At 63.5% G+C, this 23,253-nt stretch carries 20 protein-coding genes and 1 tRNA gene; 5 read left to right on the plus strand and 16 right to left on the minus strand.

Annotated elements, in window-relative coordinates; all coding sequences use genetic code 11:
- Window positions 1–42 precede the first annotated feature (42 nt).
- The gene (locus J0I42_RS16080) at window positions 43–1,998 is read left to right on the plus strand and encodes an SDR family NAD(P)-dependent oxidoreductase (RefSeq protein ID WP_465247689.1); all 1,956 of its coding nucleotides are present in this window, start codon (window positions 43–45) and stop codon (window positions 1,996–1,998) included.
- Here J0I42_RS16080 and J0I42_RS16085 read toward each other — a convergent pair.
- The 4 genes from J0I42_RS16085 to J0I42_RS16100 all read right to left on the minus strand — a co-directional run bounded on the left by J0I42_RS16085 (window position 1,922) and on the right by J0I42_RS16100 (window position 5,797).
- On the minus strand, window positions 1,922–2,851 hold the full coding sequence (locus tag J0I42_RS16085; protein WP_291656193.1) for an NAD-dependent epimerase/dehydratase family protein: 930 nt from the start codon (window positions 2,849–2,851) through the stop codon (window positions 1,922–1,924). The genes J0I42_RS16080 and J0I42_RS16085 overlap by 77 nt on opposite strands.
- On the minus strand, window positions 2,844–3,842 hold the full coding sequence (locus J0I42_RS16090; RefSeq protein ID WP_291656194.1) for an MraY family glycosyltransferase: 999 nt from the start codon (window positions 3,840–3,842) through the stop codon (window positions 2,844–2,846). Before J0I42_RS16090 ends, J0I42_RS16085 begins: the two co-directional genes overlap by 8 nt.
- 107 nt (window positions 3,843–3,949) lie before the next feature.
- Window positions 3,950–4,399 (minus strand): hypothetical protein, encoded by a 450-nt coding sequence (locus J0I42_RS16095; protein WP_291656195.1) that lies wholly within the window; start codon window positions 4,397–4,399, stop codon window positions 3,950–3,952.
- Between the two features lie 135 nt (window positions 4,400–4,534).
- Complete coding sequence (locus tag J0I42_RS16100) at window positions 4,535–5,797, minus strand: GGDEF domain-containing protein (RefSeq protein ID WP_291656196.1); 1,263 nt, start codon at window positions 5,795–5,797, stop codon at window positions 4,535–4,537.
- Between the two features lie 427 nt (window positions 5,798–6,224).
- Between J0I42_RS16100 and J0I42_RS16105 the strand changes: the two genes are divergently transcribed.
- From J0I42_RS16105 to J0I42_RS16115, 3 genes are all read left to right on the plus strand, one after another.
- Window positions 6,225–8,042, plus strand: a complete 1,818-nt coding sequence (locus J0I42_RS16105) for a methyl-accepting chemotaxis protein (RefSeq protein ID WP_291656198.1) — start codon at window positions 6,225–6,227, stop codon at window positions 8,040–8,042.
- Between the two features lie 95 nt (window positions 8,043–8,137).
- The gene (locus J0I42_RS16110; protein ID WP_291656200.1) at window positions 8,138–8,527 is read left to right on the plus strand and encodes a hypothetical protein; all 390 of its coding nucleotides are present in this window, start codon (window positions 8,138–8,140) and stop codon (window positions 8,525–8,527) included.
- A 588-nt stretch (window positions 8,528–9,115) separates the two neighbouring features.
- On the plus strand, window positions 9,116–10,318 hold the full coding sequence (locus J0I42_RS16115; RefSeq protein WP_291656300.1) for a BaiN/RdsA family NAD(P)/FAD-dependent oxidoreductase: 1,203 nt from the start codon (window positions 9,116–9,118) through the stop codon (window positions 10,316–10,318).
- A gap of 77 nt (window positions 10,319–10,395) precedes the next feature.
- On the opposite strand, the gene J0I42_RS16120 is transcribed toward J0I42_RS16115, so the two are convergent.
- The 10 genes from J0I42_RS16120 to J0I42_RS16165 all read right to left on the minus strand — a co-directional run bounded on the left by J0I42_RS16120 (window position 10,396) and on the right by J0I42_RS16165 (window position 21,402).
- Window positions 10,396–11,559 carry a CaiB/BaiF CoA transferase family protein gene (locus J0I42_RS16120; protein WP_291656202.1) on the minus strand — a complete coding sequence of 388 codons (1,164 nt, stop codon included), beginning with the start codon at window positions 11,557–11,559 and terminating at the stop codon, window positions 10,396–10,398.
- Window positions 11,556–12,839: a methylaspartate ammonia-lyase gene (locus tag J0I42_RS16125; RefSeq protein WP_291656204.1), complete on the minus strand. Its 1,284-nt coding sequence runs from the start codon at window positions 12,837–12,839 to the stop codon at window positions 11,556–11,558. The genes J0I42_RS16120 and J0I42_RS16125 overlap by 4 nt, the downstream gene beginning before the upstream one ends.
- 56 nt (window positions 12,840–12,895) lie before the next feature.
- Complete coding sequence (locus tag J0I42_RS16130) at window positions 12,896–13,828, minus strand: HpcH/HpaI aldolase/citrate lyase family protein (protein ID WP_291656206.1); 933 nt, start codon at window positions 13,826–13,828, stop codon at window positions 12,896–12,898.
- 220 nt (window positions 13,829–14,048) lie between these two features.
- Entirely contained in the window at window positions 14,049–15,593 is a 1,545-nt protein-coding gene (locus J0I42_RS16135; RefSeq protein ID WP_291656207.1) for an acetolactate synthase large subunit, read from the minus strand.
- 111 nt (window positions 15,594–15,704) lie between these two features.
- Window positions 15,705–17,159 carry a M20/M25/M40 family metallo-hydrolase gene (locus J0I42_RS16140; protein WP_291656209.1) on the minus strand — a complete coding sequence of 485 codons (1,455 nt, stop codon included), beginning with the start codon at window positions 17,157–17,159 and terminating at the stop codon, window positions 15,705–15,707.
- Between the two features lie 264 nt (window positions 17,160–17,423).
- On the minus strand, window positions 17,424–18,263 hold the full coding sequence (locus tag J0I42_RS16145; RefSeq protein WP_465247687.1) for an ABC transporter substrate-binding protein: 840 nt from the start codon (window positions 18,261–18,263) through the stop codon (window positions 17,424–17,426).
- A 29-nt stretch (window positions 18,264–18,292) separates the two neighbouring features.
- Window positions 18,293–19,075: an amino acid ABC transporter ATP-binding protein gene (locus J0I42_RS16150; RefSeq protein WP_291656210.1), complete on the minus strand. Its 783-nt coding sequence runs from the start codon at window positions 19,073–19,075 to the stop codon at window positions 18,293–18,295.
- Between the two features lie 10 nt (window positions 19,076–19,085).
- The gene (locus J0I42_RS16155; protein ID WP_291656212.1) at window positions 19,086–19,931 is read right to left on the minus strand and encodes an amino acid ABC transporter permease; all 846 of its coding nucleotides are present in this window, start codon (window positions 19,929–19,931) and stop codon (window positions 19,086–19,088) included.
- Between the two features lie 145 nt (window positions 19,932–20,076).
- Window positions 20,077–21,039 (minus strand): LysR family transcriptional regulator, encoded by a 963-nt coding sequence (locus J0I42_RS16160; protein WP_291656213.1) that lies wholly within the window; start codon window positions 21,037–21,039, stop codon window positions 20,077–20,079.
- A gap of 66 nt (window positions 21,040–21,105) precedes the next feature.
- Window positions 21,106–21,402: a hypothetical protein gene (locus J0I42_RS16165; protein WP_291656215.1), complete on the minus strand. Its 297-nt coding sequence runs from the start codon at window positions 21,400–21,402 to the stop codon at window positions 21,106–21,108.
- Between the two features lie 133 nt (window positions 21,403–21,535).
- On the opposite strand from J0I42_RS16165, the gene J0I42_RS16170 reads away from it, so the two are divergent.
- Entirely contained in the window at window positions 21,536–21,739 is a 204-nt protein-coding gene (locus tag J0I42_RS16170; protein WP_291656216.1) for a hypothetical protein, read from the plus strand.
- 65 nt (window positions 21,740–21,804) lie between these two features.
- On the opposite strand, the gene J0I42_RS16175 is transcribed toward J0I42_RS16170, so the two are convergent.
- Both J0I42_RS16175 and J0I42_RS16180 read right to left on the minus strand, forming a co-directional pair.
- A tRNA-Gly gene (locus J0I42_RS16175) sits at window positions 21,805–21,879 on the minus strand.
- Between the two features lie 115 nt (window positions 21,880–21,994).
- On the minus strand, window positions 21,995–23,083 hold the full coding sequence (locus J0I42_RS16180; RefSeq protein ID WP_291656217.1) for a 2'-deoxycytidine 5'-triphosphate deaminase: 1,089 nt from the start codon (window positions 23,081–23,083) through the stop codon (window positions 21,995–21,997).
- Window positions 23,084–23,253 lie beyond the last annotated feature (170 nt).

Genomic DNA, 23,253 nt, shown 5'->3' on the forward strand with positions numbered 1-23,253 from the left:
CAAGCCGCCGAGGGAGCGGGATACCGCGCGGTCATGGCCATCCTGCCCAAACAGAATCTCAAGAAGCTCGCGGTCGTCCTGCATGACCTCGCCGTCACGGCGCTGGCGATCTGGCTCGTCTTCGTCGTGCGGTTCGAAGGCGCTCAACTCGAAGAACATCTGCGCTACCTGCCGCGCTTCCTGCCCTTCTTCGTGGCCTATGCCGGGCTGGTCTACTGGCTGTTCTCGCTCTACCGTTCCAAATGGCGCTTCGCCTCGCTGCCGGACCTCTCGAACATCGTCAAGGCGGTGTCCGTCCTGACGGTTTCCCTGCTCGTGGTCGACTACGTGCTCGTCGCGCCAAATTTCTACGGCGCCTTCTATTTCGGCAAAATTTCGATCGCACTCTACTGGCTCGTGCAGGTCGCGCTGCTCGGCGGTCCACGCCTCGCCTATCGCTATTTCAAATATGCGCGCTCGCGGACCACAGCCGTGCGCGAGGCGAACCTGCCGGCACTGCTGCTGGGACGCGGCGTTGAAGTGGAGATGGTGATCCGCGCCATGGAGACCGGCACAATGCGACGCCTCCGGCCCGCCGGCATCCTGTCGCCGCGCGCCGATGATCTCGGCCAGTCGATCCGTGGCGTGCCGGTGCTCGGGCTGCTCTCCGAGATCGAACGGATTGCCGGCGAGGCCGTCGAGCGCGGCGAAGCGTTCCGCCGCATCGTCGCCACGCCCTCAGCGCTGCTGCCGGAGGCGCAGCCGGAGGCATGGCTCGCGCGAACGCGCAAGCTCGCCTTGCCGATTTCCCGCATCGACAGCCTGGGAGAGGGCGTGCGCGACGCCGAAGTCGCACCGCTCGAGATCGAGGATCTGCTGGTGCGTTCGACCGCCACGATCGACCGCGAACGGCTGGGTTCGTTCCTGAAGGGCAAGCGCGTCATCGTCACCGGCGGCGGCGGTTCGATCGGCTCCGAGATCTGCCTGCGCTGCGCCGCCTTCGGCGCCGCCGAGCTGCTCATCGTCGAAAGCTCGGAGCCCGCCCTGTTCCAGATCAGCGAGCAGCTTTCGGTGCAGGCTCCCGACACCTCCGTGTCCGGCGTGCTGGCCGATGTGCGTGACCGCGAGCGCATCATGCCGCTCTTCGCCGCCTTCAAGCCCGACATCGTCGTCCATGCGGCGGCGCTCAAGCATGTCCCCTATCTGGAAGCCGACTGGAGCGAGGGCATCAAGACCAATATCTTCGGCTCGGTGAATGTCATCGATGCCGCCGTCGCGGCGGATGCCCGAACCTTCGTGATGATTTCCACCGACAAGGCGATCGAGCCCGTCTCGATGCTCGGCGCGACCAAGCGCTTCGCCGAGATCTATGCTCAATCGCGCGATGCCGAACTCGTCGCCGCTGATTCCGGCATCCGCCTCGTCGCGGTGCGATTCGGCAATGTTTTGGGTTCGGCCGGCTCGGTGGTGCCGAAATTCAAGGCACAGATCGCGCGGGGCGGGCCCGTCACGGTCACAAGCCCTGAGATGATCCGCTATTTCATGACGATCCGCGAGGCCTGCGACCTCGTGCTCACAGCCGCCTCCCATGCCCGTTCCAGCGAGGCCGAGGCGGAGCGGGCCGCCGTCTATGTGCTCAAGATGGGTCAACCCATGCGGATCATGGATATGGCCGAGCGGATGATTCGACTGGCCGGCTTCGAGCCCGGCGAGGATATCGAGATCGTCGTCTCCGGCGTGCGGCCGGGCGAGCGGTTGCATGAGATCCTGTTCGCCCAGGACGAGCCGATGGCCGAAACCGGCCTCGACGGCGTGATGGCCGCCAAGCCGATCTTCGCCGGCCGCGCCCGAATCGAAACCTGGCTGACGCGACTTGCAGCGGCGGTGAAAGCCAACGACCAGGCCGCGGCCAATGCGGTTCTCGACGAGGCGATCCCGGATTTCAGCCTGCGCGACTCGAAGCGGCCAGACGCATCAGTCCCGCCTTCGTCTCAACCTGCGGCCGCCAGCCGGCACTGAGCAGACGCTCCGGCCGGGCGACGATACTGCCTGTCAGCTTGCTGAAGGTCTCGTCGCGGCCGGCGAGGTGCGCCAGCCATCGCAGCCAGGCTTCGGGCACAGGCAGCAGACCCGGGCCGCGCCCCAGACCCGCACGCATCGCCGCAAGCATATTGGAAACGCTGATCGGCTCGGGATCGGAGAGCACATAGCTCCGCCGGGCCGGACAGGCCGGCGTCAGCGCGAAGAGGATGGCACTGGCGAGATTTTCGACGGCCAGCAGCGAACGCGGCGCCTTGAGCCCGCCGAAAGGCAGGGGCACGGGCAAGCGAGCCAGCCTGAGCAGGGCTGCCATGTTGGCCTTCACGCCCGGTCCGTAGATCAGCACCGGTCGCAGCGTGATCCAGTCCAGGCCAAATTCGGCCAGCCCTTGCTCCGCCGCGAGTTTGGAGCGGCCGTAGGCATCACCGGGCGCGGGCCGCATCTCCTCGCTCAGCGGCGGGCCGTCGAAGGCATCTGTCAGAGCCTTGATCGAGGACAGATAGACGAAACGCTGCGCCCCGGCCCGCTCGGCTGCGCTGGCGAGCTCCAGCGTCGCCTCGGTGTTGATGCGCCGGTAGAGCGCCTCGTCGAGTCCCGGGCCGGCATGGGCGAGCCCGGCCATGTGGACGACATGGTCGATCCCCTCCACGGCGGCGCGCCAGTCGACCGGTGCCGAAAGATCACCGGTCACGACGGCTTCTGCGCCCGAGGGGACCGGTCTCGGAACGCGCTGAGCGAGGCGAGGCCTGTAACCGGCTTTGATCAGCGCCGCGACGACGTGCGGCCCGACAAAGCCGCTTGCGCCGGTAACGAGAATCCGCTTCTCAGCCATGCCGCGGCCCTTTCGCGAAACGGCGCAGCAGGAGGCCCGTCATAGCGGCAGCGAGGGCGAGGCAGACGAACTGGACGGGCAGCGCCGGCCAAGCCAGCGAAACGCCCGCGATTGCGGTAAGCGCGAGATTGAGCAGGGCGACCCGACCGACAACCGCGATCACGGTGAAGCCGTTCGTCGTCGCCTGCTGGTAGAAATGCGAGCGATGCGCTTCCCAGACCTTCTCGCCACGAGCTAGGCGCCGCAGCAGCGTGATCGTCGCGTCAGAGATGTGATAGAGCGGCAGGATCAGCGCGGCGGCGAAGGCGCCGGAGCCGGCGAGACGATAGAGCAGATAGGCGGTAACGAGCCCGATCGGCAACGAGCCGACATCGCCGAGGAAGAGGCGTGCCACCGGCCGGTTGAAGGGCGCGAAGCCGAGTAGGCCGCCGCAGAGTGCCGCAGCGAGCCAGCCCGTCACCGGATCGATCATGCCCGCGGCTCCGGCGAACGCCAGTGTCGCCGCCAGCGGCACCATACCGGCGACGGTGATCCAGTCGAGCCCGTCCATGAAGTTGACGAGGTTGACGAACCAGACCCCCGCGAGCAGCGCCAACGCGCGTTCGACCGAAAGCGGCAGGAATTCAGGAAACAGGCGCAGTTCCGGTGCGGCGCGAAACAGCACGAAGCCGACGCAAACCGCCTGCAGTACCAGCCTCACACTCGCGGGCAAGGGCCGGATGTCATCCCAGGCACCGACGATGCCGAGCCCCATCGCCGCAAGGGCGAGAACCATGACGGCGCGAGCCGCCTCGGCCCCAACAGGAGCGAGCCAGAACGTCATGCCTAGCGCCAGGAAGGCCCCGGCGAGAACGGCGATGCCGCCGCCTTGCGGCGTCGGAATCTTGTGACTGGACCGGGCATTCGGCCGCGCCAGCGCATAACGCAGCAGGAGCGGGCGCAAGGCCACGCACAGCACCGCCGCCAGAACGGCGGCGGCAGCACAGATCATCAGAGATCGGAACACGCTGTCCAAAGTGCCCGCACCATAGTCGAGGCGGCGCAAAAGCCTAGAGGCCAGCCTGCCTTATCCGCCTTAGCCGCGTCCGCCGCGCCGGACTATCGCCGGAAGCCGATCAGCACGCCATCTGCGCCAAGCTGGAGTTGCAACCCCTGGCGGCGGGTCGCCAGCTTGAGCGTCACGCCCTTGTCGTTACGCAGCCAGGTGGTCCCGCGGCCGGCAGGGCCGACGGCCCAGCCTTCCTTGAGCTGGACATAGGGACCGGCGAAATCGGAGACGTGGCGAAGCCCGTAGACCGTGCCGGAGGCGACCGAGCGCGAAGCGCCGATCGAACCGATGCCAAGCCCGCCCACCGTGATCGGGTAAGAGCGACCCTGGTAGCGCAAGGTTCCGCCGCCCGCCTCGCCGGAGGCGATGAAGCCGGCCTGGACCTGCTCTATGCGTACGGTTCCCGTCGACGGGCCGAGCGAGCGCTGCTGGGCCATGGCCGGCGCAGCCAGCATCAGAACGGCGGCGATGGTCGTGGTGGTCTGCCTGATCGTCTTCATGTCCTGCTCCTTCAGCCGAATCGGCGGCGTAGCGGATCAACCCGCGAAACGCGGATTCGATCCCGCGACGGGAGCGGGATTGTGCCGGTCAGGACCGACGGTGGAGAATCGGGCCGTGGTGCGCGCCCGGACATCTCACTTGCCGACCTTCTCGTTGCGCAGGGCGTTGGCGACCTGATCGACCAGGCGGCGCGGATCCGGATGGCCATCATATTCGATGACGCCGACATTCAGCGTGTTCTTGAGGACCGTCTGACCGTCGATCGAGAAATGCGTCGCCGCATAGCTTTCGACGATGCTGCGGGCGAAGACCGCCGCCTCCCCCGCATCGCTCCCGACGCGGATGATCAGGAAGGTTTCCCGGCCCATGCTGAAGACCGTGTCACTCGATCGCACCGCGTTGAGCAGCATGGCGGCCGTCTGCTGGACGACGGTGTCGGCGCCGGCTTCGCCGAGGCGGGCCCGCAGCGTCTCGAACCGGGAGATCTCGAGCATGATCATCGAGAACGGGCGGCTTGTCCGCCGGCGCAGCGCGATCTCGCGGGAGACGACAGCCCTGAGATAGCGGCGATTCAGCAACCGCGACAGCGGATCCCTGGCGCCGCCCATGTCGAAGGAATGGCTGAACTGGACGCTCAGGAGATTGTTGATCTGGCCGGCGATCAGCCTGATCTCCCGCAGATGCTCATGGCTGCAGGGGGCGTCCCGGCCATCATGCAACTGCCGGATATGGGAATCGGCCTGATCGATGAGCCGGGCGATCGAGGCATATTCCGCGGTCCGGCCGAACAGGAGGTTCGCCCGGTGGGAAAACCATAGGCCGAACTCGGAACGGCTGAGCGGCAGGATTCCCGCGGTCTCGCCGGCAATATGGGAGCCGAAGAAGACGGCCTGCACCCATTCGGCGAGCGACGCTTTCTGCTTTTCCCGTTCCGCGCGGAAATCGTGATCGATCGACACCTGTCGAAGCGCTTCTTCGGCGCGCAGGTTGCGGTCGAGCCCGTTGATATGGGCTGCGGTAATCGCTGCCGTCGCGATGTCGATGACGCCGGAGACATAGAGCGCGGCCTGGGCGAATTCGTCGCGCGACAGCCGGGTATGCTTGAGATTGTTCTGGATGCCGCGCTTGAACGCACGCGCCGCGAGCATACTCAACGGTGTCGGTATCTGGATCCGAGCATGTGTCGATCCAATTTCGGACTGACGCATGAGGAAGAGCGCCGGTTCGATCGGCTCCCGAGGGAAGATTTCGACGAGCCATTGCGACATGGCACCCCGGAAGCGCCTGGCGAGCCCCTCGCTGTCGAACAAAGCCTGGACCCGCGCATGACGTGCGAGGTGCGTCCAGAGCTCGTCGACCAGTTCGCCAGCGAAGTGCTTGACGGTGCTCGCCACCATAACACGTACCGGCGCAGGGATACTGCCGACCAAGGCTGCAATCTCAACCTTAAGTTGCACGAAATCTTCGTCTTCCCAGAGCGCTGCGCTCAGCATTTCGTGTTATCCGGCAGAATAGAGGCTCCTAATGAGGTCAATCGATAGTATCGTATAGTTATAAAACGACAAAAAGCCTGTGCCAAGCTCATTAAGTAACCGTTAACACCGGTTAACGAGTTAATGTTCCCGTGCAGAAAAACTTGAGAAAATGCAACAAAATTAACATAAACCGCCATGATTCTGACAGGTACGGTGTTCGATTCGTCAATTTTTCCTGCGCCATTAAGAGTGATTGCCAAGCCCTTAATCGTTCTCGTTAATGCCTCCGTTCGTTAATTAACTTGATTTGAGCTTTGTTCCCTGCGTCACATCGTGCCAGGGACGGACAATGGCCATCAACCTCTTCAGCAAGGACAGCGCCGCGGCCCAGATCGCGGCGATCCATCGATCGCAGGCCGTGATCGAGTTCGACATCACCGGCAAGATCCTTTCCGCCAACGGCAACTTCCTCGCGGCGACCGGATATCAACTGACGGAGATCGTCGGGCAGCCCCACGCCATCTTCCTGCGCAAGGACGAGGCCCAATCGCCGGCTTACAAGATGTTCTGGAATGCACTGCGCCAGGGAGAGCCGCAGGAGGGGCAATTCCTGCGCATGAGCAAGGACGGCGCGCCGCTCTGGCTCCAGGCGATCTATGCGCCCGTACTCGGGCGCGACGGCAAACCGACCAAGATTGTCAAGTTCGCTACTGACATCACTGCTCAGAAAGCCGAAATCGCCAACTCTGAGGCGCAGATCGCCGCGATACGCACGTCGCAGGCCGTCATCGAGTTCGATCTCGAGGGGACCATCCTCGACGCCAATGACAACTTCCTGAAGGCCGTCGGATACCGCCTCGACGAGATCAAGGGCCGTCATCATCGCCTGTTCATCGCGCCCGAGCAGCACCAGTCCGACGAGTACAAGCGCTTCTGGGCCAAACTCGGCCGCGGCGAATATGACGAGGGCGAGTATCTGCGCATCGGAAAGGGCGGGCGCCGGATCTGGATCCAGGCGACGTACAATCCGATTCTCGATTCGACGGGGCGGCCATACAAGGTGGTGAAGTTCGCCTCGGACATCACGGAACGACGCCTCGAACAGGAGGCCCTCCAGCTCACGGTCGCGGAGACGCAGCAGGTCGTCGCGGCGGCGAAGCAGAAAAACCTCCATCCGCGTATCGACACGGCCGGAAAGGATGGCGATCTGCGCAATCTCTGCGAGGGCGTGAACGCACTGATCGAGACGCTCTGCGATGTCGTGACGACGACGGCCGGCATCTCCGACACGCTCACGGCCGGCTCGTCGACGATCAACCAGGACAGCCACAATCTCGCGCAGCGGACCGAGGAACAGGCCAGCAGCCTGGAAGAGACGGCGGCAACGACCGAGGAACTCGCAGCTTCCGTCAAGCAGAGCGCGACGCGGGCGCAGGACGCGACGACGCTGGGCGAGAAAGCCAATGCCATCGCCAATCGCGGTGGCGACATCGTCACCGCGGCCATCGCGGCAATGGAACGCATCGAGCGCGCCTCCGCCAATATCGCGGAGATCATCAACGTCATCGACACGATCGCCTTCCAGACCAATCTTCTGGCGCTCAACGCGGCCGTCGAGGCGGCCCGCGCGGGCGAGGCGGGGCGCGGCTTCGCGGTGGTGGCCTCGGAAGTCAGGGCGCTGGCCCAGCGCTCCAGCGATTCAGCCAACGACATCAAGAAGCTGATCACCAACTCGGCCGAGGAGGTCGGCATCGGCGTGAAGCTCGTCCGGGAAGCCGGCACCGCTCTGACCGAGATCGTACAATCGTCGCGGCAGGTCTCCATCGCGCTGGCAGATATCTCGACCGCCTCGCAGGAACAGGCGAACGGGATCGAGGAAGTCGCCAAGGTCGTGGCCCATCTCGACGAGATGACGCAGCAGAACGCCACGATGGTCGAACAGAGCCACGCGGTTGCCGGCACGCTGGAGGATTCGGCGAAGCGGCTGCAGTCGCTCGTCACCTCGTTCCAGCTTCCGCTGGACCGGCTGACCGAAAAGGCGGGCGCGATCGCCTTCACCCGGCCGGCCTGGGAGGATGCCGAGCCGGCGCCGACCGCGCCCGCCCGACTACAGCGCAAGGTACTGCGCGCGATGAATGGCGGCCGCGACGACTGGTCGGAATTCTGACGTCAACTGCCGCGACAGCCCATTTCTTCAACCGGAGGCAGGCCGCATCACGACGACCGTGGCGGCATCGCCCTGGCCATCACGAGACCAGTGCCATGAAGCAAGATGACCTCAATACCTGCATCGCCGGGCTGGCCAGCGCCCAGATCAGTCTCTTCGGTATCCTGTTCAAGCATCTCGAGAACAGGCTGGGCAGCGAGATCCGACGTGACTTCGCCGAAGAGCTCGGGCGGATCACCGATATTGCCGACCAGAGCGGACAGCCGATCCAGCCCTTCCAGCGGATCATCTTCGAACAAGTCGCCGACTGGTTGAAATCGGCGGAACGCGGCTGGACGCCGGTCGTGATCGACGGCGCCAAGGGAGTGCCGCAGGCAGGGCCGGCGACATCAAAAGACCACAATGGAGCGCTAGGAATGCCAAACGAATCGATTGATTCGACCGGCCCGCTGCAACATGCGCGGAGCCCGACATTCCACTCCTGAACAATCCAACGCCGCTTTGCGACATGCCTCCATCGGCATTCCGCCCGGCGGCCTTGCAGGCAGTGCGGCTACGCCGCGCGCCACTGGACCGATATGAAAAGCAAAATCCACTACGACTACAAAAAAAATCAAACCCCTGGCGCATCCACCTCGAGAGCACCGCTTCCGAAGGCCCCGCCCAACTGGAAACCCCAGCCATGCGGCCTTTCCCGCGAAGAGCTGCGCAGAATCGTCGCCCAGATCATGGGCTGAGAAGAAAGCCACGAACCTCGACGAGACCGGGCGGCCCGCCGCCACCTGACGCAATCCAGCAGAATAGCGGTGAGGCCCAACCCAAGGAGCGCGGCATCCGTGCCCTTGCCCCGCTCCGGAAGATGTCCTTCGATCCGACCTGCCCATCGCGGTTCCGGGAGGAGGCGATCCAGCGTGAACAGCGACACCTGGCCCGGGGCGCGGCGTCAAACCATCGGGTTGGCCAGTTGATGGGCCGCCGCGGATCATCTACCCGAGGTCGAGCGGCATCATGCCATCCAAGATGCTGCGCAATGGCCTTTGGAGCCGTTCTGGGGCTAGCCGCATTCGATGCCGATCGAGCGTTACGACACTGTCATCCTGGGGGCCGGCGCTGCCGGAATGATGTGCGCTATCCATGCCGCATCGCGCGGCGGGCGTGTTCTGATCGTCGATCACGCCAAGGCCCCCGGCGAGAAGATCCGCATTTCCGGCGGAGGCCGCTGCAACTTTACCAATATTGGCACGAGCGCCCGCAACTTCCTGTCGAATAATCCGCACTTCGCAAAATCGGCGCTTGGCCGCTACACGCAGCACGATTTCGTCGCGCTGGTCGAGAAGCACGGCATCGCCTATCATGAAAAGACCCTCGGACAGCTCTTCTGCGATGATTCCGCCAAGGATATCATCGCCATGCTGATGGCCGAGATGGCGCACGCAGCCTGCGAGCTGCGTCTCAGGACGACCCTGGAAAGCCTCGAGCGGCTGGATGACGGCTTTGCGGTTTCGCTGGGGGGCGATGGAGCCGCAAAAATCCGATGCCGGCAGTTTGTCGTTGCATGCGGAGGAAAATCGATCCCGAAAATGGGTGCATCCGGCCTCGGCTATCAGATTGCCGGCCAGTTTGGTCTGTCGGTGACCGAAACCCGCCCGGCCCTGGTGCCGCTGACCTTCGGCGAAGATCTTCTTACCGGCTTCCGGGACCTTGCCGGCGTCGCCGCGGATGCGCGAGTCTCGTGCGGCAGGGCCGCGTTCGATGAGGCGCTTCTGTTCACGCATCGCGGACTTTCCGGCCCGGCGATCCTGCAGATTTCATCCTATTGGCGCGAGAAGGATCCGATCAGGATCGCGTTCCTGCCGAAGCACGATGTCTTCGCCGACCTGCGCCGGTCCCGACAGGAAAACGGGCGCAGAAGCATCGCGAACACGCTCGGCGATATTCTGCCCAAGCGATTGGCGCTGCATTTCGCGGACGCGCATGGCTGGACAGGCCCTATCGGCGATGCCAACGACAAGAAGCTTGCCGCGATCGCGTCCGCCATTCAGGGCTGGGACGTCATGCCGATCGGATCGGAAGGGTATCGAACCGCGGAAGTCACGCTTGGCGGCGTCGATACCGCCGGACTGAATTCACGGACGATGGCGGCAAGGGCGGTCGACGGCCTGTATTTCATCGGAGAAGTGGTCGACGTCACCGGCTGGCTGGGCGGCTACAACTTCCAATGGGCATGGTCGTCGGGCTGGGCTGCAGGGACCGCCATCGCCGAACGCACTGGCTGAGATGCCGCGCCGCGCAGATCACTCACCGCTGTTGCACCCGTCTCAGCCCCGGGCGGGGGAAGTTTCAGCGTCCCCATCTACGACACGCCCCGCGCTGCTCCAGGCTCGAGGCGGAGAGAGGTGAATTCCGCACGCAGAGCTTCGGACTGAGCACCGAGAGCTGGAACCCGGCCGAACTGCGGAGCCCTGTTCCCCTCGACGATCGCGGCAGGTGCGATGACATCGATCTCGCCGGCCGGGGTCGAAATCGGCACCTTGCGCAGATGCGGGTGCCGGGACAGGTCTTCGACCGTGTTTAGCCGCCCGTATGCCAAGCCTGCCGCCTCCAACTCACGCATTGCTTCGTCGCTGGTCAGGCAGGCAAAGCGGGCACTGATGACAGCGTCGAGTGCGGCCCGGTTCCCGAGGCGCTCCATATTGTCGGCATAGCCTGTCCTGCGCGTCAGATCGGGCTGTTTCAGAAACTCTTGGCAGAAGCGGACCCATTCGCGGTCGTTCTGGACCGAGAAGATGACTTCCTTGCCGTCGGCGCAGCGATATCCGCCGTAGGGGGCCAGGGATGGGTGGTTAACGCCGGCGCGCGCGGTGTGATACCCGCTGTAATCGTGCTGGAGCACGGGAACGTTCATCCAATCGGCGATCGCATCAAACAGGGATACCTGGATACTGGCCCCCTCACCGGTCCGCTCGCGCTGGAGCAGCGCCAGAAGGATCGCGTTCAGGGCGGTCATGCCGGCGGAGATGTCGCAAACCGATACGCCCACGCGAGCGGGGCCATGCGCAGTGCCGGTGATCGCGCAAAGCCCGGTTTCAGCCTGGACGATGAGGTCATAGGCTTTCAGATGCGAGAAGGCCCCTTCATCCCCGAACCCGGAAATGTCGCAGGTTATCAGCTTCGGAAAGCGCTCGCGCAGCTCGGCCGAACCGAACCCGAACTTGGCGATGCTGCCCGGCTTCAGATTCTGAATGAAGATGTCGGCCTGCCTGACCATCGCGTCGAGCACCGCCCGATCGTCCTGCTGTGTCAGGTCCAGGCAGATCGATTCCTTGCCGCGGTTGAGCCAGACGAAATAGGCGCTCTGTCCACGGACGAGCTTGTCATAGTTGCGCGCGAAATCGCCCTCCGGGCGCTCCACCTTGATCACCCGTGCGCCGGCATCCGCAAGCCGCGACGATGCATATGGTGCTGCAACAGCCTGCTCGACGGCGACGACCGTAATGCCTTCAAGAATTTTGGTCATAACGAGACCGCCATGTTCGTCTTCGGAAAGCGTCGCGATCGCCGATACTCCAGCGTCGCGAGCAGGCGACTTTGTTCATTGCCGACGATCGAGATGGCCTCGTCGACGCCCATCCCCGGCTTGGCGAGCATCATATCGGCCTGGGTCGCGACGGCGACATGCACGGCAGCCCTCGCGGACAGATCGGTTTCGGCGCAACTTCCACCGACATAGGCGCCGACGCCCTGTTCCTTGCAGAGCAGCACCGCGCGCGCGGTATCCGCGACCGATCCGACGTCGGGCATCTTGATCTGCACCAGATGAGCCGCCTTCGCTTCCGCGAACAGTTTTATATCCTCCAGCGTGTTGCAGCGCTCATCGACGACCACCTTAACGTTCGTGCCCCGCGCCTCCAGAAGGCGAACGATCTCTGCATAGGCTTCGAGCTGAGCGGACATCGATCCGAAATCGGCAGGGCATTCGATATGGAGCCCGAAGCCGGGCACATCATCCGCGACGCGGGCCATGAAATCCGCGATCCTCGCCGCATCGAGGCCGATCTCGAGGCCGATCCAGCCATAGACATCGAAATGCAGGATCGGCCGATAGCCGGCTTCGCCGATCTCGCCGGTTCGGTTTGCGACCCATTTGACGAAGTCCCGGAAGGTGGCCCCGGACGGGCCGAACTTCTCCCGGGAATTGATCAGTCCATGGGGCAGGATATCGACCGATTTCAGGATCATCTTGTCGACGTTGATCTCGCGCGCGTCACCACTCTGCGCGAAGATCGGGACCGCCCTGGACGGAAGCGGCAGGCTGAATTCGGCGCAGACGATTTCGGCGAGGGTTACGCCTTTGACATGCGCGGTCGCGCGCAGGAGCGCCTGGCTGACGCCGTATTCGACGGCCAGCGGAAGCCGGCGGCCAGCGTGAGGCGCGAACACCTCCGCACATGCCGCGAGGAAGCCGGACATGTCGGCGTCGAGCAGGCGAGGCACCATGACGCTGGCGATCAAGGCCTCGATAGCCTCGGGCTGGAAGAACGGGTCGCGCCCGGCCGCCCCGGAATATTGAACACTCATCATATCGCCCCAGACGATCGCGTCATCGGCCAGGACGAGGCCGATGCTCAACGAACGCGAAGGCATCCGGATCGAGGTGAAGCCCGGTGTCAGGACCTGGCCGACATAGCAGGCGCCGTCCTGAACGGCGCCGGCACGAATAGCGGCCTGGTCGTCGTAGAAGAAGCTGCCATTGCCTCGGGCCAGGATGACATCTTTGATTTTGAATCGGCTCGTCATAGCGGATGTCCGTCAGGAAGATCGGGGCGGTCGGTTCTGGGACACGGGATGCATCTTCAGCGTATGCTTCGGTCACCGGGAGCCGGATTCCCGTTGCCGGCCGGGCTCGCCCCGTAGCTGCGGGCCGCCGCCAGTATCTGGCAGGCGCGACGCAGCACCGGCGCATCGATCATTCTTCCATCGAGACCGACCGTGCCGGAACCGGCGCGTTGTGCAGCCTCCGCCGCTTCGACCACCCGCGCAGCCTGCTCGATAAGGGATGACGACGGCGCGAAACCATGATTTGCGATCGCGACCTGCGCGGGATGGATGCAGAGAGTCCCGCGGAGCCCCGCCTCGCGCGAGCGACGGACGGACGCGCCATAGGCCTCGGTGTCCCTGAACTCGGTAATGGAGCCGAGAAGACCAAGCGGCCAGACATTCTTCAGGGCCGCAGCCAGCACCAGCCGATGCTTGATCGCAACGATCGTCTCGGAATCCGGCTCGCAGAGGAGATCCGCCGCCAGATCCTCGTCGCCGCAGGCCATGGCGACGACGCGGGGAGATGACGCAATTTCTTCCATCCGCGCAACGCCGCCGGCCGTCTCGATCAGTGGCACGAGCCTGGTGTGCCCCTCGGGCAAACCGAGCCGCGCCTCGGATTCGGCAACGGCCTCGCCGATCAGGGCCAGGTGCTCGGCGCTCGATGCTTTCGCAACCACGAGCGCGCTGACCTGCGCGGAGACCGACGCTTCGATATCGCGGATGGCCAGCGGCAGCGGCCGGTTGATCCGCACGAGAACGTTTCGACCAGCCGAGCTCAGATCTGCGACCATGCCCGGAACCTGCGCCCGGGCATCCGCCTTCTGCCCGGGCAGGATCGCGTCTTCCAGGTCGATTATGATGGCATCGGCGTCAGAAATCCTGGCTTTTGCCACGAAGCGGGCCTTGTTCGCCGGAACGAACAGCAGGGAGCGCCAGAATATGGTATTATGGCACTCTAACGACATCCAAACATAAATCCTCTCAAGCTGCCAACAATTGCTCAAATTAATTTAGAATTTTGCTCTAAAATCTGATCTCTCAACAAGTAAACATGGTCATCTTCTGAATAAATACTTTATATCATTGATAACAACACTCTGAAGAAAAAGCTGTGCTCCCGCTGCGCGATATCGCTCCACGAATGCTGCACATCGATGGCGAGGCTGTTCGAGCGGCTCATGCGACTTAGACCATGACTTCGATGAGGAACGGGCCCGAACGGCGCAGACTCGCCTGCAGAAGATCGATCAGCCGCTCCGCTGTCTCGGCGCGCGCGCCTTCGACACCCATTCCCCCTGCAAGCTTGACCCAGTCGAGATCCGGGCTGCCGATATCGAGCATCGCGCGCGCCGTCTTGCCGGGATTGAGCGCCCCCACATTGATGAGCTCGCCCTCGAGGCTGGCATAGGACCGGTTGGAGAAGATGATTGTCGTGACGTCGAGCGTTTCGCGCGCCTGAGTCCAGAGCGCCTGCAGCGTATACATTCCGCTGCCATCGGCCTGGAGGGAGATGACCTTGCGGCCGGGGCAGGCGATGGCGGCCCCGGTCGCCAGAGGCATGCCGATGCCGATGGAACCGCCATTGAGCTGCAACCAATCATGTGGCGGGGCCGAGAAGCTCGCCGGGTAGATCGCACGTCCGCAACTGATGCCCTCGTCAACGACGATCGCGCCTTCCGGAATCAGCGCAGCAATGGCCGCGCCAATGCTCTCGACGGTGATCTTCCCGGCAGGCAGCGCGGCGGGAGCTTGCGGCGGCACAAGCGCCGCCCGCCCTGGGGCATTCAGTTCGCTAGCGAGACGCGCGAGCGCATCCACACAATCCTCGGCCGGCGAGGCCAGCACGTGGGTTGAGCTGCCGGGAGGAGCGATCAGGCTGGGCATTCCCGGATAGGCAAAAAACGCCACGGGCTGCTGAACGCCGACGAGGATGATATGCTTGAACGCACTCAATTCCTGCAGGGCCAGTTGGAGCGGATAGGGCAACCGCCTGATCGGCGCCCTGCCGGCGCCACGCTCCATGCGCGGATTCGAACTTGGCGCCAGGAGCTTCGCCCCCGTGGCTGCGGCAATGCGGCTTGCGACATCGAGCGGAGCGGCGCGCAACGCCCGTCCCCCCAAGAAGATCAGTGTCGGCTCGCCGGATCTCAGGGCTTTCGCTGCGGCGGAGACCGCAGCCGCATCGACGATCCCAGCGGGCTTCACTGGACGGGGGGCAGCCACGCCGGTCGCGTCGTTCCAGGCCGTATCGGCCGGCAGGATCAGCGTCGCGACCCCGCCGGGAGCCGACAGGGCGGCGGCGACAGCATCGGCCCCGTCATCCGCGACGTAGCGTGCATCGGTCGATGTTCTCACCCAGTCGGACATCGGGCGAGCCACCCCTTCGACGTCCGAGGTGAGCGGCGCATCGTAGCTGCGATGATGAACCGCGTGATCTCCGACAATATTGACCAGAGGCGTCCTGGCTTTTCGGGCATTGTGGAGGTTGGCCAACGCATTGCCCAGCCCCGGCCCGAGATGCAGCAAGGTCGCTGCAGGCTTGTCGGTCATGCGGCCATAACCGTCGGCGGCACCGGATGCGACCCCTTCGAACAGCGTCAACACGCAGCGCATCCCGCCGACGCGATCCAGCGCGGCAACGAAGTGCATCTCCGATGTACCGGGATTGGCGAAACATGTGTCGACCCCGCCCTTGACCAGGGTTTGGACCAGACTTTCAGCGCCGTTCATCTTGCGGACCCACGATCAGAAGGAATGCAGCCGGACGCCATCTCCCGAAGGGGACAGCGATGCCGTCGGCGGGAGGCGGCCAATGCCAAGCTGCCTCCCGCGCTCGCCGGCCTATTGGTCGGCCGACTGTGTCAGGTAGTCGTAGGAGGACAGCAGATGAACGCGCAGCACGGCGAGGTACTCCGCTTCCGTCACGTGCTCGTCGGCACGCCCCATGGTGACCGGCGAAGGCCCGTAGAGATAAGCGGGAACATTTTCCCAGCGCCAGTAACGGCTGTCCGAACCGCCGAGCGACGACATCGGGATCGGGCGCTTGCCCGTCGCGGCCTCGGCGTTGTCGCGAATGATCGTCATCATCAGGCTTTCGGGGTCCGCCAGGCTGCCTGGATAGGAGTGGGTTGCGATCAGCTCCCATTCGGCGTCGTTCTTGGTGCAAACCTCGACGACTTCTTCATGCACCTTGTCGAAATCGATGCCGACCGGAATGCGGATATCGATCTCCACCGAGCATTCGTGCGGAATCTGGTTGACCTTCAGCCCGCCCTTCACGACGCCTGGATTGAACGTCATGCTGCGCACGACGTCGGCGGCGCCCGGGCCCATGCCGGCTTCCAATGTGGCGATCGCCTCAGGGGTCGTCAGCAACCGCGCAATGTTCTCCGGCAGCGTCGCCGGACGCATGTGAAGCCGCCGGTCGAGCTCGGAGATGATCGTCGCGATGATCTTGTTGGGATTGCGGGACAGGTGCGGATAGCCGCCATGGCCCCCCGGCGCCCGAACCGTGATCAGATATCGGCGGGTTCCCTTTTCCATGAAGCGGACATTGTTGAGCCCCGAGGGTTCGCCGTTCAGGCAGCAATCGCCGAGAACCTCATCCCGCAATGTCTCGAGCAGCCAGCGGGTGCCGAGCGCTCCGCCGGTCTGTTCGTCGGAGACGGCGGTCAGGGTGAGTTTACCGGGAAGCTTGTCCCTGATGTCGTGCAGCCAGGCGTAGGTGAGGACCGCTGCGGCCGTTCCGGCCTTCATGTCCGCCGCACCCCGGCCGAATATCTTGCCGTCACGACGATCGCCCGACCAGCCGGTCTCGTCCAAGGGCGGGAAGACATCGATATGACCATTGAGAACGAGATGCTTACCGCTGCGGCCGCCCTCGAAGGTGCCGACGACATTGGGAAGATGGGGAGCGGCCGCCTCGAAGCGCCAGGGAGCGCCGGCCTTGTCCAGATAAGCACCGATATGGTCGGCCGCCTCGGTCGTATCCCCCGGCGGGTTGGCGGAACGGGACCGCAGGAAGCCCCGCAGAAAGGCAATGGCTTCTTCGGCGTCGGTCTCGAGACGTTGAACCAGGGCTTCGCGAACGGGATCGCTCATCATGTCATTCCTTTTGTCGTGCCGTAAAACGATCTGCGGGGGGCCGTGAATTCGCGTGCTCGCCGCAATCCGGTGATTTTCCGATATGCCGGGGGTCAGCTTCCGGTCTTCCGGTACGGCCGGGAGGACGCGAAGCTCGCAAGCATCGCTGCGATCCCCGCTTCCCGCGATCCCGTCCGGGAACTCCTTCGGCACCCGCTCGTCTCATCGCAGACTGGGCGCTCCCCGGAGCGCCGAGGTCCGCGCCTTCCGCGATACCCAACTCGCCCAAGATCGGCTGGATAGGCGGCCTGGAGCCTCCCGGGCAAAGATGGCGCTGTCATCCGCAGGCCGCAGCAGGATGACCAGGTACCGTGAGCATCCGAGATTTGCGTCATATCCAGAGCGTTCATGATGAGTTTGAGCGGCAACAACCGGGCCTGCGGGTGACGACCGTCATCCGCAGGCCCGTCGAGTCGCTCAGTTCAGCGGCTTGCTGTTGACCATGGGCACCGGGATGGCGTTCGCTTCCATCCCCCATTTCGCCAGGATGGCCTTGTATGTGCCGTCCGCCATGATGTCTTTCAGCGCGCCGGCAATGCCATCGCGAAGCGCAGCATCCTTCTTGGTAAAGGCCATGCCGAGCAGCGCCTCGGTGAAGGGCTTGCCGATTGCGATGAAGGTGTTCGGTTCGGTCTGGAGCATGTAGGGAACCGTCTCGCTTCCCTGCGCCGCAGCATCGATGCGCCCCTGCCGGAGCTGTGTCCTGGCATCAGCCGAGCCTTCGGTGCCGACGATCTTGATCGCAGGCTTGCCGGCGGCCTCACAATGGGCCGCGCTCCACTTTGCGATTTCGGCCGGGAAGGTCGTGCGCCGGCTGGACCCCACCGATTTGCCGCAGAGATCCGTTTCCGACTTGATCTCGGCTGCGCGATCGGCCCGGGTATAGAACTGTGCGCCCGACGTCAGATAATTCACGAAATCGAGCGTCTCGCGCCGGCTCGGAAGATCGAACATGCCACTCATGATCATGTCGACACGTCCGGTCGCCAGGGAGTTGAGCTGCTGCTCAAAGCCGATTTCTTCCCATTTGAGCGTCAGACCCAGCCTTTTACCGAGCGCCTCTCCGATATCGATATCGATGCCGACGAGCTTACCCGTCTTGGTGTCCTTGAACTCCATCGGCGGATACAACGGCGCATTGGCGATGGTGATCGTCTTCCGGTCCAGTTGCGGCGCGGAAGCGCTCTGGGCAAATGCCGGCATACTCATCGACGAGAGCAGAACGCAAGCGGCGCCATAGACAGCAATTTTCATCATGTTCCTCCTTGGTGAACTTGTTTTCCAGATCAGGATCTGACCGCGGCGATGAACTCTCTGGTTCTCTGCTGCGCCGGATTTTCGAGCACCGCGCGCGCATCGCCGATCTCCACGATGCGGCCATGATCCATGAAGGCCACGCGATGGCCGACCTCGCGCGCGAAACCCAACTCATGCGTCACGACGATCATGGTCATGCCGCTGGCCGCGAGATCACGAATGACTTTCAGCACGTCTCCCACCAGTTCGGGATCGAGCGCCGAAGTTGGCTCGTCGAACAGGATCAGTTGCGGGCGCATCGCCAAAGCACGCGCGATCGCCACGCGCTGCTGCTGGCCGCCCGATAGCTCGGCGGGATAGGCATCCCGCTTTGCAGCCAGGCCGACGCTGTCCAGCAAGGCGAGAGCGTGCTCGCGGGCGGCCTTGGGATTTTCGTTGAGAACACGGATAGGCCCGACAGCAATATTCTCTGCGGCCGTGAGATGCGGGAACAGGTTGAACCTCTGGAAGACCATCGCCGTCTTGCGGCGCTGGCGAGCCAGCTCAGCATCCTGCAGCGGGTAGAGCTTGTCCGCCGACCGGCGATAACCAATCATCTCCCCGTCGATAAAAATTGCCCCGCCTTCAATGCGCTCGAGCAGATTGATGCAACGCAGCAAGGTGCTCTTGCCCGAACCGGATGGGCCGATGACACACAGGACTTCGCCGCGTTCGACGGAAAGGCTGACATCCTTCAGAGCCTCGAAATGACCGAAACTCTTTTTGGCGCCGGAGACGACGACGAGAGGCTCGCCAGTTTTGGAGTGCTTCATGATGCATCCATCACTTCTTATGGTTGATTGGCCGGATGCCACGATCGAAATGGCGCTCAATCCAGATCTGTATCAAGCTCAGAATCGTCACGACGATGACGTACCAGATAGCCGATACGATCAGCAGCTCGATTACACGATTATTCGCGTAGTAAACTGTTTGAGCACTATAAAGTATCTCGCTGAATTGAATAACGCTAGCCAGGGATGTAAGCTTCACCATCCCGATGAATTCGTTCCCGATTGGAGGAACAATTACACGCATTGCCTGAGGCATGATGATGTAGCGAAGCATCATCATGCGCGTCATGCCGATCGACTGCGCTGCTTCGTATTGGCCGCGGTCGACAGAAAGCAGGCCTGCCCGAACGACCTCAGCCGTGAAGGCACCTTGCTGAATCCCAAGCCCGAGAAGAGCCGCGAGGAACGGCGTCATCACCGAAACGGTCTTGACTGAGAACAGCCCCGGAATCCCAAAATTGGGGAATATCAACGCCAGGTTGAACCAGATCAGAAGCTGCAGAAGAGCAGGGACGGCCCGAAAGAACCAGATATAACCGATCGCGACATTTCTCAGGACGAGATTGTCGGAAAGCCGCATGATGGCGAATATGACGCCGAGAGCGATGCCGACCACCATGGCGAGAATGGCCATGACGACGGTGTTCACCAACCCGGTCAATATTGCAGGGAATGTCAGAAATTCCGCGACATAGCTCCACTCGATCTGACCGACGGCAAAAGCGTGGGCGATCCCAGCGAGAGCAAGACAAATGCAGAGTACAGCAAATATTCTACCGTAGTTCCTCGGCGTTACAATGGTTAAGCCGCTTATGTCGTAGGATGTTTTCTGCATATCTCTCCCCGGACGGATCGGCACGAGCCGCCCAAACCAGTTACGGTTGTTCCGTACTTTCAAAAGCCGGCAGGCTCAGTTGGGGAGAGTGTCTCGATTTTTTATCTGTTCGCAAAATACGGATTCTTACTGGGGGGTATAGGCGCTATCTATACCCTGTAACCTCCTCACTCAGACGCCCGAGCCACAGGGAGTTCCGGACAAGTTCGGCGGAAACGTCGACAGCCAGCCGTGCCACCTCGGCTGTGGCCCGCGAGCTTGTATGGAGGGGATTGTTGGCGAGGTAGATCGTGCGGCGGAGAGCGGGGTCCTGAATGGGAACGAGCATCAGATCTCCGCGTGCGACTTCACGCTGAACGGCTGTCTGCGGAAGGATCGAGAAGCCGGAGCCTCGCAGAACCAGATCCTTGATCGGGTTCAACGAGTCCATCTCGACAGCGATATTGAACGTCAATTGATGTTCCCGCGCACAGCGGTCGATCAGCGTTCTCAGCCCATGGCTGGGACTCGGCAGGATCAACTCGAGATTCTGGCAGTCGCGGAAGGTAATAGGAACCTGGGCGACCCCCCCGGGACCGGCAGGATCCGGCCAGCAATCCGGCGCGGTGACGAGATACAACTCCTCGGTCAGGATCGGCAACGCGTTGAGCCGCGGGTTATGGATATCGTAGAGCATCCCGAGATCGATCGACCCTTCGAGCAGCCAGCGTTCGATGTAGCCGCTCATGGCGTCCATTGCGCGAAAGCGGATTTCGGGGAACTCGATCCGGATGGTTTCCGCCAGCGGCACCGAGAGAACCATACTCACGGAACTCGGCACACCGAAGCGAACCGCTCCCCGAACCGTACGCGCCAGATTGCTCAGGTCGGCGACAAGGGTCTCGGTTGCGGTGACGATCGGCCCGCCGCGCTCAACCAGGAACTGACCGGCCTCGGTCAAGGAGACGCCCAAGGGCGACCGATGAAGCAGTTGAATGCCGAGCTCTGCTTCGAGCTTGATGATGTACTGGCTCAGCGAAGGCTGAGCAATTCCGATCGTTCGCGCGGCCGCGGAAAGGGAACCGGTTTCCGCGATGACCAGGAAGTATCGAAGCTGACGGATGTCCATGTGATCAGTCCCCCATGTTTCAACGAGCTTCCGTTCGGCGACCCCGGCCAGCGCGTCCCACCCATGTCATGCGCCGTGGTTCCGTCTGCGCCGGCTCGGCAGCGCTGACAACCTGCAGCAGCGACGGGGATGCCCATCGCGCACGCAATGCTGGGGCACCGCAGAGCAGATGACGGCGAAAGCCCTGCCGCTGACGCCGTGCACGATGACGATCCATTCGCAATCACGGATTTGTCGCGGCGGAGAGCTGGGACCGACATAGGTATCGCCGCGCGCGCCGCCGGGAATCTTTGCGAAGCTTTTCCCATCGTGGGAAACGGTGCCGCCACCGTGGCTATAAGCCGGAGCCTGATGGTCGACCATGCAAAGGTCCAGCAACCTGGTGCCGGCAGGAATGCCGCCAACGGATACTCGCAAGTTGGTCGGAGAGAATTTTCGCGCTTGCGGAAAGAGTGCGACCCGTCTCGGGAGCAAGCCGAGGAGCGTGCGGGCATCAGTGAATGGCACATCGGCAAGCTGGAAGGCGGCCGGGGCGGTCACCGAGGCCGAGGACGCCAGCGCCGGGCTCGACACGATCCGCGGCTCGATCGGCCATGCCCAGGCCACGACGACGGCGCGTTATTCACGCGGCGCCATCGGCAAGAGCCGCAAGGTCGCACAGGCGCGAGTCGCGCTCCGCGGCGAGCAGAACAACCACTGAACAGGGGTTGGGGAACGCGAATTTAGCGGCAGGCCGCCACAACATGCTGAAGCTTCAAGGGAAATTGGAGCGGGCGATCGGGATCGAACCGACGACATTCAGCTTGGGAAGCTGACGTTCTACCACTGAACTACGCCCGCATGCCCTCCACGCTGGCGAAGCAGCGCGCGGCAGGCCCGCGTTCATAGCGGGTCCGAAGCCGGGTGTCATCCGGGAATCGCCAGCAAGCGCGAGAGGACCGAAGCCGGTGTCCGCTCACCCCTTGAAGTGCTTGGACAGCTTCAGGGCCTGGCCCTGGTAGTTCGACTTGAGATCGGCGCCGTAGAGTGCCTCGGGGCGGGCCGCCATGCTTTCATAGACGAGGCGGCCGACGATCTGGCCGTCCTCGATGATGAAGGGAACGTCGCGGGAGCGGACCTCGAGCACGGCGCGGGCTCCCTGGCCGCCGGCTGCGCGGTGGCCGAAACCAGGGTCGAAGAAACCGGCATAATGCACGCGGAATTCGCCGACCAGCGCATCGAAGGGCGTCATTTCGGCGGCATAGTCCGGCGGGACATGCACCGCCTCCTTGGAAGCGAGGATGTAGAACTGGCCGGGATCGAGGATCATGCTGCCAGAGCCGTCATCATGGATCGGCTCCCAGAAATCGGCGGCACGATAGGCACCCACACGATCGACATCGATCAGCGCCGTGTGGTGCTTGCCGCGATAGCCGAGCAGACCGTCGAAACCGGAGAGATCGACGCTGACGGCGACACCACCCTGGAAGGAGGGCTCGGCCGCGCTGACCAGCGTCTCGCGCAGGTGGATCTCGCCGAGCGCGCGGTCGTCAAGCCGGGTTTCGCCCGCACGAAAGCGGATCTGCGACAGGCGCGAGCCGGAGCGAACCAGCACCGGGAAGGTGCGCGGCGAAATCTCCATGAAGAGCGGGCCTTCATAGCCGTCCTCGACCAGATCGAATTCGCGGGCACGGTCGGTGATGACGCGGGTGAAGACGTCGAGCCGGCCGGTCGAGCTCTTCGGGTTGGCGGCGGCGCGCAGGCCCTTGGGCAGGCGCAGGCCTTCCATCAGTTCGGCGATATAGACGCAGTCCGTCTCAAGCACCGCGCCTCGCGTCAGATCGATCTCGTGCAACGAGAGATCCTCGATCCGGCTGCGCACCGTGCGCCCCGGACCCGGCAGGAACGAGGCGCGGACGCGGTAGGCCCGCGCACCCAGGCGCAGATCCAGGCTCGCGGGCTGGATCTGCCCCTCGGCCGGCGGCCGGGCGAGCGTGATCGCACCCGCCTCGATGAAGGCACGGATGGAGCTGTCGGGCTGGATGCCGGGCTTGAAGGTCAGCATGCGCGTTCCGCAGGGGATAATCGATCATAGCTAGCGAAGCAGACCCTGAAGGCCAAGCATGGTGGATGCGAGGCATGCATGGGCCAGCGGGTTGTCCACGCCAGAATCACCGCAGCCCCGCATTGACGCTGGCGCCGGACGGCCGATAACACATCAGAGCGGCAAGACCG

The organism is Allobosea sp., from assembly GCF_017308015.1.
In the GTDB taxonomy this organism is placed as follows: domain Bacteria; phylum Pseudomonadota; class Alphaproteobacteria; order Rhizobiales; family Beijerinckiaceae; genus Allobosea.